This window comes from Pseudomonas sp. D4-21, assembly GCF_051132125.1.
Lineage (GTDB): Bacteria > Pseudomonadota > Gammaproteobacteria > Pseudomonadales > Pseudomonadaceae > Aquipseudomonas.
The window spans coordinates 4,112,523-4,128,597 of sequence record NZ_CP071664.1 but is presented as its reverse complement, the minus strand read 5'-3'; the positions used below and the strand labels follow the sequence as shown (position 1 = coordinate 4,128,597).

The 16,075-nt window shown below is 61.3% G+C and carries 18 protein-coding genes; 11 read left to right on the top strand and 7 right to left on the bottom strand.

The window, feature by feature from the left end; translation table 11 throughout:
* Nucleotides 1–80 precede the first annotated feature (80 nt).
* The 6 genes from J3Q04_RS18345 to J3Q04_RS18320 all read left to right on the top strand — a co-directional run bounded on the left by J3Q04_RS18345 (nt 81) and on the right by J3Q04_RS18320 (nt 6,572).
* Nucleotides 81–1,454, top strand: a complete 1,374-nt coding sequence (locus J3Q04_RS18345; protein ID WP_434562852.1) for a glutamine synthetase family protein — start codon at nt 81–83, stop codon at nt 1,452–1,454.
* A 162-nt stretch (nt 1,455–1,616) separates the two neighbouring features.
* Complete coding sequence (locus J3Q04_RS18340; RefSeq protein WP_434610120.1) at nt 1,617–3,266, top strand: phosphoethanolamine transferase; 1,650 nt, start codon at nt 1,617–1,619, stop codon at nt 3,264–3,266.
* Between the two features lie 64 nt (nt 3,267–3,330).
* A complete protein-coding gene (locus J3Q04_RS18335; protein ID WP_434610123.1) occupies nt 3,331–3,972 on the top strand; it encodes a class I SAM-dependent methyltransferase in 642 nt (213 codons plus the stop codon).
* Between the two features lie 121 nt (nt 3,973–4,093).
* Nucleotides 4,094–5,227: a ribonuclease D gene (gene rnd / locus J3Q04_RS18330; RefSeq protein WP_434610125.1), complete on the top strand. Its 1,134-nt coding sequence runs from the start codon at nt 4,094–4,096 to the stop codon at nt 5,225–5,227.
* A complete protein-coding gene (locus J3Q04_RS18325; protein ID WP_420766691.1) occupies nt 5,224–5,517 on the top strand; it encodes a YcgL domain-containing protein in 294 nt (97 codons plus the stop codon). Before rnd ends, J3Q04_RS18325 begins: the two co-directional genes overlap by 4 nt.
* A gap of 122 nt (nt 5,518–5,639) precedes the next feature.
* Complete coding sequence (locus tag J3Q04_RS18320) at nt 5,640–6,572, top strand: D-2-hydroxyacid dehydrogenase (RefSeq protein WP_434610128.1); 933 nt, start codon at nt 5,640–5,642, stop codon at nt 6,570–6,572.
* Nucleotides 6,573–6,693: 121 nt separating this feature from the next.
* Here J3Q04_RS18320 and J3Q04_RS18315 read toward each other — a convergent pair whose 3' ends face one another.
* Nucleotides 6,694–7,287, bottom strand: a complete 594-nt coding sequence (locus tag J3Q04_RS18315; RefSeq protein WP_434610131.1) for a nitroreductase family protein — start codon at nt 7,285–7,287, stop codon at nt 6,694–6,696.
* Between the two features lie 159 nt (nt 7,288–7,446).
* Between J3Q04_RS18315 and J3Q04_RS18310 the strand changes: the two genes are divergently transcribed.
* The gene (locus J3Q04_RS18310; RefSeq protein WP_420766688.1) at nt 7,447–7,896 is read left to right on the top strand and encodes a YcgN family cysteine cluster protein; all 450 of its coding nucleotides are present in this window, start codon (nt 7,447–7,449) and stop codon (nt 7,894–7,896) included.
* A 35-nt stretch (nt 7,897–7,931) separates the two neighbouring features.
* On the top strand, nt 7,932–9,161 hold the full coding sequence (locus tag J3Q04_RS18305) for a hypothetical protein (protein WP_434610134.1): 1,230 nt from the start codon (nt 7,932–7,934) through the stop codon (nt 9,159–9,161).
* A gap of 121 nt (nt 9,162–9,282) precedes the next feature.
* Here J3Q04_RS18305 and J3Q04_RS18300 read toward each other — a convergent pair whose 3' ends face one another.
* The 4 genes from J3Q04_RS18300 to J3Q04_RS18285 form a co-directional block, all read right to left on the bottom strand.
* Complete coding sequence (locus tag J3Q04_RS18300; RefSeq protein WP_434610137.1) at nt 9,283–9,660, bottom strand: YgaP family membrane protein; 378 nt, start codon at nt 9,658–9,660, stop codon at nt 9,283–9,285.
* Between the two features lie 77 nt (nt 9,661–9,737).
* On the bottom strand, nt 9,738–10,208 hold the full coding sequence (locus J3Q04_RS18295; RefSeq protein ID WP_420766685.1) for an RNA methyltransferase: 471 nt from the start codon (nt 10,206–10,208) through the stop codon (nt 9,738–9,740).
* Nucleotides 10,209–10,410: 202 nt separating this feature from the next.
* Nucleotides 10,411–10,785, bottom strand: coding sequence for a YajD family HNH nuclease (locus tag J3Q04_RS18290; RefSeq protein WP_054596159.1), 375 nt, complete (start codon nt 10,783–10,785; stop codon nt 10,411–10,413).
* A gap of 48 nt (nt 10,786–10,833) precedes the next feature.
* Nucleotides 10,834–11,520, bottom strand: a complete 687-nt coding sequence (locus J3Q04_RS18285) for a spermidine synthase (RefSeq protein WP_039593339.1) — start codon at nt 11,518–11,520, stop codon at nt 10,834–10,836.
* Nucleotides 11,521–11,596: 76 nt separating this feature from the next.
* On the opposite strand from J3Q04_RS18285, the gene J3Q04_RS18280 reads away from it, so the two are divergent.
* Nucleotides 11,597–11,881: a hypothetical protein gene (locus tag J3Q04_RS18280; RefSeq protein WP_434562862.1), complete on the top strand. Its 285-nt coding sequence runs from the start codon at nt 11,597–11,599 to the stop codon at nt 11,879–11,881.
* Between the two features lie 72 nt (nt 11,882–11,953).
* On the opposite strand, the gene J3Q04_RS18275 is transcribed toward J3Q04_RS18280, so the two are convergent.
* Together J3Q04_RS18275 and J3Q04_RS18270 are read right to left on the bottom strand one after the other, a co-directional pair.
* A complete protein-coding gene (locus J3Q04_RS18275; RefSeq protein WP_420766683.1) occupies nt 11,954–12,427 on the bottom strand; it encodes a cyclic nucleotide-binding domain-containing protein in 474 nt (157 codons plus the stop codon).
* A 130-nt stretch (nt 12,428–12,557) separates the two neighbouring features.
* The gene (locus J3Q04_RS18270) at nt 12,558–14,612 is read right to left on the bottom strand and encodes a S9 family peptidase (protein WP_434562864.1); all 2,055 of its coding nucleotides are present in this window, start codon (nt 14,610–14,612) and stop codon (nt 12,558–12,560) included.
* A gap of 159 nt (nt 14,613–14,771) precedes the next feature.
* Between J3Q04_RS18270 and J3Q04_RS18265 the strand changes: the two genes are divergently transcribed.
* Nucleotides 14,772–15,266 carry an MFS transporter gene (locus tag J3Q04_RS18265; protein WP_434610143.1) on the top strand — a complete coding sequence of 165 codons (495 nt, stop codon included), beginning with the start codon at nt 14,772–14,774 and terminating at the stop codon, nt 15,264–15,266.
* Nucleotides 15,267–15,297: 31 nt separating this feature from the next.
* Nucleotides 15,298–16,074: a class II glutamine amidotransferase gene (locus J3Q04_RS18260; protein WP_420766680.1), complete on the top strand. Its 777-nt coding sequence runs from the start codon at nt 15,298–15,300 to the stop codon at nt 16,072–16,074.
* Nucleotide 16,075: the final 1 nt, after the last annotated feature.

Below are 16,075 nucleotides of genomic sequence, written 5' to 3'. Positions count from 1 at the left end.
CCTTGAACTGTGCTCGTCGCTGGCGAGTACAGCCTGACGGCGCCTGGTCGCCCGTCCGACATGAATATACGAGTGTGTCCATGAATCTTTCTTTTGCATCCGAGCAACAGGCCCAGGCGTTCCTGGCACAAAACCCGGATATCGAGCTGTTCGAATTGTTTATCGTCGACAACAACGGCGTGCCCCGGGGCAAGTGGCTGCATCGGGACGAATTGCTCGCGGTCTATCAAAGTGGCCGGCCACTGCCCAGCACGATTCTGGGGCTGACCGTCAATGGCGACGACGTGGAGAATTCCGGCCTGGTCTGGGATGTGGGTGACATTGATTGCCGGGCCTATCCCATCAGCGGCAGCTTGCAACGCATGCCCTGGCGGCAGATTCCTACCGCCGCGGTGCAAGTGGCCATGCATCCCCAGGAGGGCATGCCGGCGGCCATCGCCGATCCCCGCCATCTGCTCGGCCGGGTCATCGATGAATTGCAGGCGGACGGCTATTACCCGGTGATGGCGGCGGAGCTGGAGTTCTACCTGTTGGATGGGCAGCGCGACAGCGAGGGCCGGCCCCAACCGGCGCGGGACGCCGACGGCAGCAGGCCGCGCCATACCCAGGTCTATGGCTTGCGTGAACTGGAGCAGATCGAGCCCTTTCTCGCCGATCTCTATGCGGCCTGCAAACTGCAGGGCATTGCGGCCCGGACAGCCATTTCCGAATACGCTCCGGGGCAGGTGGAAATCACCCTCGAACACCGTGCCGATGCCTTGCAAGCCATGGATGAAGCGGTGCGCTACAAACGACTGGTCAAGGGCGTGGCCCATAAACATGGGATGGCGGCGTGTTTCATGGCCAAGCCATTCGAGCATCTGGCGGGATCTGGCCTGCACATGCACGTCAGCCTCGCGGACCGGGATGGCAACAATCTGTTTGCCAGCGAAGCCGCCGATGGCACGCCGTTACTGCGTCAAGCGGTGGGCGGTATGCTCGAAACGTTGCTCGACTCGCTGTTGATGTTCTGTCCGAACGCCAATTCCTACCGTCGGTTTCAAAGCAACAGCTACGCGCCGCTGGGGGCGACGTGGGGCGTGGACAATCGCACCGTCAGCTTGCGGGTGCCCGGCGGCCCGGCGTCCTCGCGGCACATCGAGCATCGTATCTGTGGCGCCGATGCCAACCCCTACCTGGCTGCGGCGGCAATATTGGCTGGCATCCATCGGGGCATCCGTGGACAGTCTGATCCTGGTGCGCCTGTCGAAGGCAACGGCTATGCCCAGGCCACCCAATTATTGCCCACCGACTGGCTCACGACTTTACGCGCCCTGGAGGCGTCCACTTGGGCGCGGGACGCTTTTGGGGAGGCGTTCCTCGGTGTCTACCTGGCGGTCAAACGTGCGGAGTATCGCCAGTTCATGGGTGAGGTCGGCGAGCAGGATTGGCGTTGGTACCTGAACCAGGCCTGAGGGCGTTCAGGAAGATCTAAATAATTATTTAACGGCAACTTTTTCACGAAAAATTGATGGTGGGCTACCTAAAGTTTGTGCTGCCGTAGGGAATGAATTTTCACATTTTCCTTGCGGCGCTTTTCTTTCTTAGAGCAACTTTTCAGGAAGTTTCCACCCATCATGCTGACTATCAAAGCCGTGCGCCCCGAGTGGGTGACGCTGGCCGCCAGTGCCTTTTTGTTAGTGGGTTTCAATCTGATCCTCTGGCAGCATCTGCTCACCATAACCGCATCCGATGGGCACGGTGCGCTGCTGTGCCTGGCGTTTGGCGTGATGGTGTTCTGCGCGTTCAACCTGGTGCTCACGCTGCTGGCGTTCCGGCCGCTGCTAAAGCCGTTGTTGATGGCGCTGTTTATGATCAGCGCTGGCGTGGCATATTTCATGGCCGAGTACGGCGTGTTGATCGATGCCGGGATGTTGCGCAACTTTGCCGAAACCAATGCCACGGAAGTTCGCGACCTGTTGTCGTTCAAGTTGTTTGCCTATTTATTCTCGTTGGGTGTCCTGCCAGCCTGGTTGTTATTCAAGACACCGATAAAATATCGTCGCTGGCCCAAGGAGTTGTTAAGTAAGTTTGTGGTCTCCGTGGTCACGATTGCCGTGCTCGGCGGGGTGGCGTTGGTCAACTACCAGGGCTTGGCGTCGTTGTTTCGCAATCATCACGAGTTGCACTTGATGGTCGTGCCGAGCAACTACATCGGTGCGTCGATCGGCTATTTGCGCGAGCAGGTCGCATCGGCCAAGCAACCGTTCATCACGTTGGGCGAGGATGCGAGTCGCAACCCCGCCTGGCAAACCCATCCACGAAAATCCCTCACTGTGCTGGTCGTGGGCGAGAGCGCCCGTGCCGAGAACTTCGGCATTCTTGGGTATAACCGTGATACCACGCCGCAACTGGACAAAGAGGCCGGCCTGATCGCCTTCACCGACGTGCATTCCTGTGGCACCGAAACCGCCGTGTCAGTGCCTTGCATGTTTTCCAACATGGGGCGCAAGAACTACGACGCGAGCAAGGCCAAGAACGAAGAGGGGTTGCTCGACGTGCTCAAGCACGCCGGGCTGGACGTGATCTGGCGCGACAATCAGTCCGGCTGCAAAGGCACCTGTGATCGGGTCACGGTGCAGGACGTGAGTAATCTCAAGGACCCGGCCCTGTGCGCCAACAGTGAATGCCGTGATGAAATCCTGCTTCAGGGCTTGCAGCACTTCATCGACAGCCTCGACAAGGACACCGTGCTGGTACTGCATCAGATGGGCAGCCATGGGCCGGAATACTTCAAGCGCTACCCCAAGGAATACGAGCATTTCACCCCGGTGTGTGAAAGCAACGCGTTGAACAACTGCAGCCGCGAAAGCATCGTCAACGGCTACGACAACACGCTGGTGTACACCGACCACGTGTTGTCGACGCTGATCGATCTGTTGCGGGCCAACCAGGACAAAGTCGACACGGCCATGCTGTACCTGTCGGACCATGGCGAATCCTTGGGCGAGTACAACCTGTTCCTCCATGGCACGCCCTACATGCTAGCGCCGGAGCAACAGAAACATGTGGCAATGCTGGCATGGTTCTCCGATAGCTATCAGAAGTCCTTTGCTGTCGACACCCATTGCTTGCAACTGAGTCGGGACAAGCCCCTGAGCCAGGACAACTTGTTTCATTCGATGATTGGGCTGTTGGAAGTCAACAGCAAGGTCTACAACCCGGACCTCGATCTGTTTGCCAATTGCCGGGGAGCGGTGATCGATGGCGTGCTTGCCCGGGAATGATTCCTACACCTTTTTTTCACCTGGCGTTGTTTAAGCTGTTGTCGAATCTTCCATGAGCGTAAGTATGTCCGGGCAACCCCCATCCACCGTCGAGCTTGAATTCGCCAGGCAGCATGACCAAGAGCATGCACAAATCTGTCGCCAGCCGGTGCCCCGCCGTTTACGCCTGACCTTCTGGCGTGACGAGCAATTAGTGCGCAACGCCATGAAAGTGGCCGGTGAGCCTGGGCTGGTGTTGGATGTCGCGTGTGGAGCCGGGCGGTTCTGGCCGGTGTTGGCCGAACATGCCAACCGGGTCATCCTGGCGGCGGACCCTTCGCCGGACACCCTCGATCACGCACGCAGCCACCACGGTGGTGCGTTGCTCAAGCGGGTCAAGACCTTCCCCAGTTCGGCGTTTACCCTTGGGCTGTCAGCCAACGCCGTGGACTGCATTTTCTGCCTGCAACTGTTTCAGCACATCAAGGCCAGCGAACATCGCCAGGCCTTGTTGCGCGAGTTTCATCGGGTCAGCCGCGATACGGTGGTCGTGTCGGTCCGGATCGAAGGGCGTCTCAAGCTCGGCCAGCCTGGGCGGCGAATCCTGGCTGGCAAGAACGACGTCGAAGGGGAGTTTGTCGAAGCCGGTTTCAGTGTGCTGTGGTATCAGGATTTCCTTCCGGGTTTCGCCTTGAGACGGGTTTATGTATTACGCAAGGCCAGTTAAGTTCTGATGTAGGACTATTCTTGCGATTGCGTAGGCGATTTCTCTCAAGCTCTTGCTCCGTAGATGCTCGCAATCGCCGACGGCGATATATACTGCGCGCCATTCTTCAAGGGAGAGCCGTGTGGCCATCGATATTCACTGGATTCGCGACAACGATAGCCTCGGTCGGTTTTGCGCCGAATGGCAACAGTTGCCGTTCGTCGCCCTCGACACCGAATTCATGCGGGTCGACACCTTCTATCCCATCGCCGGCTTGCTGCAGATTGGCGATGGTAAAAGTGCGTACCTGATCGACCCCTTGAGCATCGACAATTGGCAGCCCTTGGCCGCGCTGCTGGAAAATCCGGCTGTGCTCAAGGTGCTTCATGCCTGCAGCGAAGACCTGGAAGTCCTGCTACGCCTGACGGGCAGCCTGCCCGCGCCGCTGTTCGACACCCAACTGGCCGCCGCCTACCTGAACCTGGGTTTTTCCATGGGTTACTCGCGGTTGGTGCAGGAGGTGCTGGGCATCGAGTTGCCCAAGGGCGAGACGCGCTCCGACTGGCTGCAGCGACCCTTGTCCGAGACGCAGATCAGCTACGCCGCGGAGGACGCGGTGCATCTGGCGGAAGTCTTTGTAGAGCTGCGTCCCAAGCTTTGCGACGACAAATACGCCTGGGTGCTGGAAGACGGCGCCGAACTGGTCGCCAACCTGCGTCGCGAAGTGGACCCCTACGAGGTTTACCGCGAGGCTAAGCTGGCCTGGAAACTGTCCCGCGCGCAGTTGGCCGTGCTGCGCGAACTGTGTGCCTGGCGCGAGCGCGAGGCGAGGGCTCGTGATTTGCCGCGCAACCGGATCATTCGCGAGCACTCGTTGTGGCCCCTGGCCCGCACGCAGCCGGATAACCTCGCTGCGCTGGCAAAAATCGAAGACATGCATCCGCGTACCGTGCGTCAGGACGGTGAGTTCCTGCTGGACCTGATCAAGCGCGCGGGCAGCGTGCCGCCCGAACAGTGGCCGCCCACCGTGGCTGAACCCTTGCCCATCGAGGCCTCGGCGCTGCTCAAGCGTCTCAAGGCACTGGGACAGGCCGAAGCCGAGCGCCTGGGCATCGCCCCGGAATTGATGCTGCGCAAGAAAACCCTCGAAGCCCTGATCAAGAGTGGCTTTCCCGAGGGCCCTTACCAACTGCCCGATTCGCTGCGTGGCTGGCGCCGCGAGTTGATGGGCCAGGCATTGCTCGACAGCCTGGCCACCGCCGGAGAACAGCCTTGAAACGAATCTGCTCCATCTACCGAAGCTCGAAGAAAAACGAGATGTACCTGTACGTGCTCAAGAGCGACGCGTTGGCCCGTGTGCCGGAACCGTTGATGGCGGCATTCGGCAAGGCCATCCACGCATTCGACCTGGTATTGAGCCCGGAGCGCCAGTTGTCCCGGGAGGACATCGGCAAGGTGCTGGAGAACCTCGACACCCAGGGTTATCACCTGCAAATGCCACCGGCCGAAGATGAGTACATCGAGCATCTGCCTGAAGAGTTGCTGCGACGCAACGATCCGGTCTGACGATGCCTGGGCGCCTGTCCAGGCGCCTGTTGAAAACGAAAAATGATTATTGGCGATTGGCCGCAAGGATGGAGCGATACTCTGTCAGCGGTCGTCTGCACTGTTTTTGAAAGGTTTGATTCATGCGCGTTCTGATTGCCGAACACGACCACGCGGTCTATGCCCAGCTCCTGCGTCAGGCTGCACCCGATATCGAAGTGCTGACCAGCGGCGATTCCGCCGAGCTGTCGCGGCTTGCCACCGACTGCCCGGTCTGGCTCGGCCAGCCTGATCTATTGGCGACGCTGTTGCGTCAGGGCCATCAACCCCGTTGGTTGCAATCGACGTGGGCGGGCATCACGCCGCTGCTGGCCGAGGGCCTGACCCGCGAGTACCGTCTGACCCGCGCAGTGGGCATCTTTGGTCAAGTGATGGCTGAATATGTATTGACCTACATGCTGGGGCATGAGCGCGAGGTGCTGGCTCGGCTGGTCAGCCAGGTGGAGCGCAAGTGGGACAACCGCCAGGGGCAAAGCCTGGCGGGGCGCAAGGTGCTGATCGTCGGAACCGGCGATATCGGCCAGCGCGTGGCGCAGTTCCTGGTGCCGTTTGGCGTGCAGTTGTACGGCATCGCCAGTGAAGCCCGTGAGTTGGCGCCGTTTATCGAAGTCGGTGCGCTGGCGGATTTGCCGCGGTTGGTGGGCGAGATGGATTATGTGATCAACCTGCTGCCGAACACGCCGGATACCCATGACATCTACGACGCCGCGCTGTTCAAGCAATTCAAGCCCACCGGTTTGTTTATCAATGTCGGCCGTGGCGTGGCCGTGGTTGATGCCGACCTGGTGCAAGCCTTGAAGGACGGGCACCTGGCCGGGGCGGTGATCGATGTGTGTCGCCAGGAGCCGTTGCCGCAGCGCCATCCGTTCTGGACGGCTTGGGGCTTGCTGTTGACGGGGCATAGCTCGGCACCGACCTCGCCGTCCATGATGGTGCAGCTGTTCCTGGAGAACCTGCGCGCTTACCAGGCTGGCGAAGCGCTGCGTGGGGAAGTGGATTTCAATCGGGGCTATTGAGCAAGCCCCGATCAAACTGTGGGAGCGAGCTTGCTCGCGATAGCGGTGTGTCAGTTGCCATCAAAAGTGACTGGCCTGACGCCATCGCGAGCAAGCTCGCTCCCACTGTTGCTTGTGACGCTCAGAGAGTGAAATCCCCCTCGGCCACCAGTTCGCTCAACGGCCGGCGCGGGCTTGGGACTTCGCGGGCCTGGAGGTAGTCGGCCAAGGTGGATTTATCCCCCAGCTTGCCGATCGCCACGGCGGCATGCAGGGCGTAGCCGTCCGGGATCTTCAATTCCTTGCGGGTCAGCTCCTGGTCGAAGCCGGCCATGCCATGGGTATGCCAGCCGCTTAGGCTCGCTTGCAGCGCCAGATGGCCCCACGCCGCGCCGGTGTCGAAGGTGTGGCATTGCGCCGGGGTTTCTTCGGTGGCGCCGGGCACCGCGAACGTGGTTTTCGAGGCAATGATCACCAGCGCCGAGGCGTGCTGGGCCCAGCCACGGTTGAACTCGTTGAGCAGGCCCAGGTAACGCTCCCAGTTCGGCGTGTCGCGACGGGCATAAAGGAAGCGCCACGGCTGTGAGTTGTAGGCCGACGGCGCCCAGCGCGCGGCTTCGAAGAAACTCAGCAAGGTTTCTTCCGCAATATGTTCGCCAGTGAAAGCGCGGGGGGACCAGCGTTCGATGAATTGGGGATGGATCGCGTAGTCGGCAATGCGGGAGTTGGCGCTCATGGGTTCACCTTGGCTAGGTTAGGGAATCTGATGACGCAACCTACGTCTCGGTGTGTGGCCTGACAAGTCCCTTCTACCGACAGTCGCCAATGCTTGGCCTCACGAGGCCTCGGCACTAGACTGTCGGCCTTTTCACCACGTGATGTTGATGCTCGAGCTATGGCCGCCAAAGTCGAACCGTTCTGGATACGCAAAACCCTCGATCAACTCGATCCGCAGGAGTGGGAATCGTTGTGCGACGGCTGTGGCCTGTGCTGCCTGCAAAAGCTCGAGGACGAAGACGACAACGCCGTCTATTACACGCGCATCGCCTGCAAACTGCTGGACCTGAAGACCTGCCAGTGCACCGACTACCCCAACCGCCGCGACTTCGTGCCCGATTGCATCCAGCTTACGCCGGGCAAGGCCGATGAGTTCAAATGGCTGCCGCCGACCTGCGGTTATCGCCTGGTCAGCGAGGGCAAGGATTTGCCGCTGTGGCACCACTTGGTCTGTGGCGACAGGGATGCCGTGCATCACGAGCGCATTTCCCAGTCGGGGCGCATGCTGGCCGAAGGCAGCGTGGCTGAAGAAGATTGGGAAGATCATCTGATTTTCCGCGCTGGTTGAATCAAAAGACATCGCATCGCATCACGGGAGCGCCCATGGCTTCAGGATTGAGACAGACACTGGCGGCGGGGCTGCTGGCGGTGTGCGGGCCGCTGTGGGCGGCGCAGAAAGTCGATCTGGATTATCACGTGCATTTGTTGCCGCAGAGCGACCAGGCTGAAGTGCGCCTGACCCTCGCGCGGGGCTCGGCGGTGCGCAGCCTGGATTTTGACCTCGGCGATGATGGCCGCTACAGCGATTTCAAGGCGGACGGCCAATGGCAGCTCACATCCGGCAAGGCGTCGCGAGGCGTCTGGCGTCCCGCTGCTGACAAGGCGAGCCTGACTTACCGCGTACGCATCAGCGAGTCGCGCAAGAACGGCTCTTTCGAAACCCGCATGACCCCTGGCTGGGCGCTGCTGCGCGGCGACGCCCTGGTGCCGCCGGCGAAGCTGGACCAGCAGGACGGCGTTGAGCTGGTGTCGCGCCTGGCGTTCGAGTTGCCGGGCGGCTGGCAAAGCATCGAGACGGCCTGGCCGCGTATCGGCAAGCATCGCTTTCGTATCGATAATCCATCTCGCCTCTTCGATCGTCCCACCGGTTGGATGCTTGCCGGCAAGCTCGGCAGTCGCCGCACGCGCCTGGGCGAGACCGACGTGACGGTGACTTCGCCCAAGGGCCAGGGCATGCGCAGGATGGACGTACTGACACTGCTGACGTTTGTCTGGCCGCAGGTCCAGGCGGTGGTGCCGCGTCATCCCGGCAAGTTGCTGATTGTCGGCGCTGGCGATCCGTTGTGGCGTGGCGCCCAGGCCGGCCGCGAATCGATTTATCTGCATAGCCGCCCACCGTTGGTCAGCGAGCGAGGCAGCAGCCCTTTGTTGCGCGAGTTGATGCAGGTGCTGGCGCGTATCAACGATCATGATCGCAGCGACTGGATCAGCGAAGGGTTCAATGAATACTACGCCATCGAATTGCTGCGCCGAGCCGGAGGCATGAGCGATGAGCGTTATCAGGCCCTGAACGATCGGCTCGCCCGGGACAGCAAGGGCGTCACCACGCTGCGCGGCGAGCAGATGAGCCCCGCGATGGTGTCCAGGGCGGTGCTGTTGTTACAGGAGCTGGACCGGGAGATTCGCCTGAAGACTCGCAACAAGCGCTCGCTCGATGATGTGCTGCAGGCGGCGATGCGCCTGGAAACGGTCGACACCGAGGAATTTGTGCAGCTCAGCGAGAGCATTCTGGGTGGTGGTTCAACTGTTCTGGATACCCGGTTACTTCAGTAATACCGCTATCGTCGGAACGCCGCCCGGAGCAGGCTCGCTCCACAGGGTTCTTGTAAACACCACAAATCCAATGTGGGAGCGAGCCTGCTCGCGATGAGGCCATCAGCGGCACTGAAAAAAATCAGAGCCCAGCCTTTGGCGAAACCAACGAATCATTCCCGGTCACGGTAGCCGTGCCAGTCGCCGCCTCGGCATTGGCCTTCATGCGGCTCAGTTCGTCGCCGGCCTGTTCGATGCGGGCCCGGGCGTCATGCAGATGCTGGCGATTTCTTTCCAGCATGCTCTTGGCCGAACAATGCCCGGTGATGCCGCGCGCCAAGGCCATGCCACCGATTGCCAGTTGCGCCAGGCCGATCACCCCGCCGCGACGCAGACCCTTGCCCATCATCAGCACCCCGCCGGCCAATGAACCAATGCGCTCCCAGCCGTGAACGTTCTGTGGGCTGTGGGATTGGAAGGGGGTGGTTTCAACCGGCCCGAACGGATTGTTATCGCTCATGATCTGTCTCCAGTGTGGGAATTTGTATAGAGCTGACTGCCAGAGCGAATCCGTCGTTCCATGGAATTTCCCGCCGGTCAGCGGAATTGCGGTCCCGAGCGCGTGTTGTTGCCTTTGGCCATCCGGTCGTACAGCACGACGTTGACCGTGGCCGCCAGGTTCATGCAGCCATGAGTGGGGATGTAGATCACGTCTTCGCACCAGTCGCGGATGTCTTTGTCCAGCGAGCCGTCTTCCGGGCCGAAGATATACAAGGCGCGGTCCGGATGGGTGTATTCGGGCAACGGGCGGGCGCCTTCCACCAGTTCGACGGCCACCGGCACGCAGCCCAGGGGCAGGATCTTTTTCAAGTCGTCGATGCCGATCAGCGGGATGTCGTAGTGGACTTTCTTGGTGTCGGTGACAAAGTCGGCCGCGCGTTCATAGCGTTTGCCGGTGTAGAACACCGACGCCACGCCGTAGCAGCCGGCGGCGCGCATGACCGAACCGACGTTTTCCGGTGACTTGGGGTTGAACAGACCGATGCAGCTGTAGCGTTTGTTGGCCACGGACGGGGTGCCTTTGGGAAAAGGCGCGATTATACGGGGAATGGGGGAGGGTGGTCAGGTTCGAGATGTGTGGTGTTCGTTCGATCGTCATCGCGAGCAGGCTCGCTCCCACATTGGATTTTTTGGCGATCAAAAAATTGTGGGAGCGAGCCTGCTCGCGATGGCGGCCTTGCAGCCTGTAAAGATTCTTCGGTGATGCCAATCAGTCGTCTTTTTTCATCAACCCCGCCAACGCGGCGAAGGGGTTGTGGGTCGCCTTGGCGATCTTCGGCGTACTCAGGGAGCCGTCGCCGAAATACTGCTGGTCGGTGTAGCGCGAGTGCTCGTTGTCGTGGCAATACAAGCACAGCAGTTCCCAGTTGGAACCGTCCTGCGGGTTGTTGTCGTGGTTGTGGTCGCGGTGGTGAACGGTCAGTTCGCTCAGGCGCTTGCCGGAAAATTCACGGGCGCAGCGGCCGCAGACGTGGGGGTACATTTTCAGGGCTTTGTCGCGGTAGCCCATCTCCCGGTCGCGCTGGGCGTCGGCGAGGATACGGTCCAGCTTGGCAGTGTTGGACGGCGGGGTGGACGAACTCATGGGTTCACCTTAGTAGAAAAGACTGATGACGGTTGGATAGAGTTTAGCTCAGCCCTTGAGCTTCTCGGCAATCCAGATGGTGTGGCGGGTGCCTTTGTTGCCATGGGCGAACACCTGCACCTCTTCGGCCTTGAAACCGGCCTTCTTCAATTTGTCGGAAAACTGCCGGTCGGCGCTGGCCGACCATACGGCCAGTACGCCCTTGGGCCGCAGGGCCTTGGCGCAGGCGGCCAGGCCCCCGGCCGAATACAACCAGCTGTTGGCTTTCTGGGTCAGGCCTTCGGGGCCGTTGTCGACATCCAGCATGATCGCGTCGAACCCCTGAGGTTCGGCTTGCAACACCTTGGCAACGTCCTCCAGGCGGATCACCGTGCGTGGGTCCGACAGCGGTCGCCCGGCTTTTTCGCCCAAGGGGCCACGATTCCACTCCACCACGCCTGGCACCAGTTCAGCCACCACCACTTCAGCGCTCTTGCCCAAATGCTTGAGGGCCGAGGCGAGGGTAAAGCCCATGCCAAGCCCGCCGATTAACACGCGCGAGCCGGGGCGACCGGCGACCTTGCGGCAGGGGATCTCGGCCAAGGCGTCTTCGGAACCGTGCATGCGGGTGTTCATCAGTTGCCCGCCGTCGCCGCCCTGGATCTTGATGACGAAGTCCTCGCCATACTCGAACAGGCACAAGGCGCCGCCGTTGTCGGGGATAGGCGTGGTGTCGAGCAGAACAAAACGTTTCATGGAAATCTCATGGAGAAGAAGCAGACCGGCCCGGCAGGGGCTAGCCTGAAAGCAGACAATAGCCACGGAGCCATTGATGAAGTGCATCATTCTAACGGCCATTGCGCTGGTGACGCTCTCGATAAGTTGCGCCCAGGCCCAGCAACCGACGATTCCGGTCGCGCCGCCGAGCATTCCCGGCTCTCCCGGCACCGCCACGCCCATGCCGTATCCGCCGGTTACGCCCAGCGGCGTCCCAAAGGTGGCGCCAGGAAACGGCCCGCCCCTGTTGCCGCCCATCGAAATGCCCAGGCCGCCCAAGGACCAGCCGATACCGGGTATGGAGCCGAAGCCGGAGAAGGCCAAGTCTCCGGGGGGGTAGATTGCGAATACGACGCCATCCCCTGTGGGAGCGAGCTTGCTCGCTCCCACAGGTCTGTGTTTCAGCTAGGGGCTAGACCTGCTGCGACAGCAGCTGTCCATCCGCCATGCGCAGACGCTTGGAGAGGGAGACGGCGAGGGCGCGGATGATCTTGGCGGCGACCTTCGGTGCGTCGTTGAGCATTTTTTCCAATGAGTCCTTGCCCAGGTTCAGCAATTGGCAGTGAGTGGCCGCGATGCAGCTGGCCGAGCGCCGTTCGCCGTCGAGCACGGCCATTTCGCCGAACGCCCTGCCGCTGCGCAGTGTGGCAATGGTCACGGGTTGGCCGTCGGGGCCGGTTTTCTGCACGGCCACCTGCCCTGTATGAAGGATGCACATGAAACTGCCAGCATCGCCCTCGCGAAAAATCGCCTCGCCCTCGGCGACGGTGCTGATGCTGAAGTAACCCGATGCGGCGGCGAAGTCGACGGGCAGCAGTTGGTCGAACAGACCGCAGTCCATCAGCCAATCGCGGATTTGGTTGTTCAGTAAGGTCGGTTCTGACATGTCGTCACGGTCTTTTTCTTGTGCTCGTTGCGGTTTTGGAGTGCTTGGGTATCAGCCAATTCCCACAGAGGATTGTGTCAAATCCGGGCCCAGCGCATGGAGCTAAGACCCGGCCTTCACACAGAGTTCCTCAGGCCACTCCCAAAACCTTCAACACAAACGCATATTCGAGCGCTACGTCACGCAATCCCTGGTAGCGACCGCTCATGCCGCCATGGCCGGCGCCCAGTTCAGTCTTGAGCAGCAGCAGGTTGTCGTCGGTCTTGGTGGCCCGCAGCTTCGCGACCCACTTGGCCGCTTCCCAGTACTGCACGCGGCTGTCGTTGTAGCCAGCGATCACCAGCATCGCCGGATATTCCTGGGCGCGGACGTTTTCGTACGGGGCGTAGGCCCTGATCCGATCATAGACCTGCGGCTCCTCGGGATTACCCCATTCGTCGTATTCGGTCACCGTCAATGGCAACTCGGGATCGAGCATGGTGTTTAGAACATCGACAAACGGCACTTCGGCGATCGCGACCTTGAACAGCTCCGGGCGCTGGTTGAGCACCGCGCCGATCAATAGCCCACCGGCGCTGCCGCCGCTGATCGCCAACTGGCCGGCGGTGGTGAAGCCATTGGCGATCAGGTGTTCGGCGCAGGCGATGAAGTCGCTGAAGGTGTTGTGCTTGTGCTCTTGCTTGCCGGCGCGATACCAGGCTTCGCCCAGTTCACCGCCACCGCGCACATGGGCGATGGCAAACGCCACGCCGCGGTCCAGCAGGCTCAACCGTGAATGGGAAAACCACGGGTCGAGGCTTTCGCCATAGGCGCCGTAGCCATACAGATACAGCGGCACTGGCCGACCCAGGGCCTCGCGCTTGACCACCAGGCTGATGGGCACTTGCGTGCCGTCCGGTGCCGTGGCCCAAAGCCGTTGGCTGACATAGGCGTCGGCATCGAACGGACCCAGTACCGGGGTTTGCTTGAGCACGACCTGGTTGCCGCTGGCCAGGTCCAACTGGCGGATCTGGGCCGGGCGATTCAGTGCCTCGTAGCGCAGGCGGATGCGCTCACTGACGAATTCCAGGCTGTTCTGTACGTGCAGGCTGTAGGCCGCGTCTGGAAGTTGCACCCGATATGTCGGCGATCCCTGTGGGTGAACTTCGATGATCGGCAGGCCGCCTTCGCGCAAGCTCAAGGTCATGGCCATGGCGTTCAGGCTCAGGCCGTCGATCATCACCGTGTCGCTGTGGGGGATCAGGTTCTGCCAGTCGGCCTCGGTCGGCGCCTCGCCCGTGTCGACGGCCTCGTACAGCGCGAAGTTGATGCCGTCACGGTTGCTGCGGATAAACCAGGTCCAACGATCATCGAGCAAGCCGTGGTCGACGTCGTACTCATGGTTTTCCACCCGTGGCGCCACGCAGGTAAACGGTTGTTGCGGCTGCGCCGCGTCGAGCACCCAGACTTCACTCGTGGTCTTGCTGCTCAGGGACAGGATTAACTGTTTTTCCGAGCTGGAGCGGTAGCAATGCAGGAAAAACCGCCCGTCCGGCTCATGGAAGACCTCTTCGGCGGCGGTGCCGTCCAAACGATAACGAAACAGCTTATGCGGGCGATGGGTGTCGTCCAGTTCGCCAAAGAACAGCGTCAGGCTGTCGTTGGCCCAGGTCATGCTGCCATCACAGTTTTCGAAGGACAGTTCGCTGACCCTGTCGTTGGACAATTCCTTCACGAACAGCGTGTAGATCTCATCACCCGTGGTATCCAGGCTGTAGGCCAAGCGTTGGTGATCGGGGCTGATGCTGAACGCGCCCAGGGCAAAGAATCCGCCCCCGGCCAGGGCGTTCGGGTCCAGCAGCAGCTGTTCATGGCTTTCATCCACGGTCAGGCTGTCGTCGGCCGGACGCGGGCAGCGGTAGTGGCGCGGGTATTCGTCGCCCGCCGTGGTGCGGGTGTAATACAGGTAGGGACCCCAGGGCGAGGGCAGGGACAGGTCGGTTTCGAGGATCCGTCCCTTGATTTCCTTAAACAGCGTCTCGCGCAGTTCGGCCTGGTCGGCAAGCAGGGCCTCCTGGTAGCTGTTTTCAGCCTTTAGGTAATCGAGCACGGCGTCGGTGTCGCGGTCTTGCAGCCAGGCATACGGGTCGATACCAGGGGCCTTGCGGGCAATCGGGGCATCGGTAACGTGGGCAGATCGGGGCATGGAAAAACTCTCGAGCGTGATACGAAAAGGGACAAGTGCCTGGCGGGGTCAGTTCTGCCGCCGGACCGAAAAACTCTCCATGCCGGGCATCCGCTGGATGCCGGGGCAGCCTGACGAGCGAAAAGCCGTTACTATAAGCGCCTCTTTGCCTGCCTTGCCATGGACACCATGACCGAGAACGACTATCTGATTGCCTGGGGCCTGTACGCCTTTGCCGCCGTGGGCTGCCTCCTGGTTTGGATGCGCATGACCCGCTTCATGTGGCGCTGGTTGCGCGAGCCGCTGCGGCTGCTGATGGCGGTGTTGCTGTTCAGCCCCACCATCGTCGACCCGGTGAAGGAAAAAGTCGCGCCGGCCTTGGCCATCGTCGCCCTGGACGTATTGTTCAAGGTCGGCAACAACGTATGGCGCGCAGCGTCCGACCTGCTTATGTACGGCATGATCGCGTTCGGCCTTTATCTGATTTTCGTGCTGATCCGCTTCCCCATCGAACGCGCTGCCAACGCTCGCAGGGAACGGGCCGCCGCCGCTAAAGCCGCCGCCGCTGCCGAGCCTGACGACGAGCCGCCGTTCGGCGTGGCCGGTGACGACCGTTACGGTCGCCCACCCGTGCCGAGCAACCCCCAGCGTTCGCGTATCGAACCGCGCCTGTAATCGGGCCGCCCATTCAAACGAGGGTTCGAGCATGTGTGAGTTATTGGGCATGAGCGCGAATGTGCCGACCGACATCGTGTTCAGCTTCACTGGGCTGATGCAGCGCGGCGGCAAGACCGGGCCGCACCGCGACGGCTGGGGCATCGCCTTTTACGAGGGCCGTGGCCTGCGCCTGTTCCAGGACCCGGCCGCGAGCAGCGAGTCTGAAGTGGCGAACCTGGTGCAGCGTTATCCGATCAAGAGCGAAGTGGTGATCGGGCATATCCGCCAGGCCAACGTCGGCAAGGTCTGCCTGTCCAATACGCACCCGTTCGTGCGGGAGTTATGGGGACGTAACTGGTGTTTCGCCCACAACGGCCAGCTCGCTGATTTCCAGCCGGGCGCAAGCTTCTACCGTCCGGTGGGTGATACCGACAGCGAAGCGGCGTTCTGCGACCTGCTTAACCGCGTGCGCCAGGCGTTTCCCGAGCCAGTAGACGTGGAACAGTTGCTGCCGTCGTTGATCGAGGCCTGCACCGAATACCGCAGCAAAGGCGTGTTCAACTGCTTGCTCAGCGATGGCGACTGGCTGTTCTGCTATTGCTCGACGAAACTGGCGCAGATAACCCGTCGCGCGCCGTTCGGCCCGGCGCGGCTCAAGGACGTGGACGTGATTGTCGATTTCCAGGCGGAAACCACCCCCAACGACGTGGTCACGGTGATCGCTACCGAACCCTTGACCGAAAACGAAACCTGGACCCGCTACGAGCCGGGCCAATGGAGCCTGTGGCGGCGCGGCGAATGCGTCAGCCACGGCCGGACCGAATAAG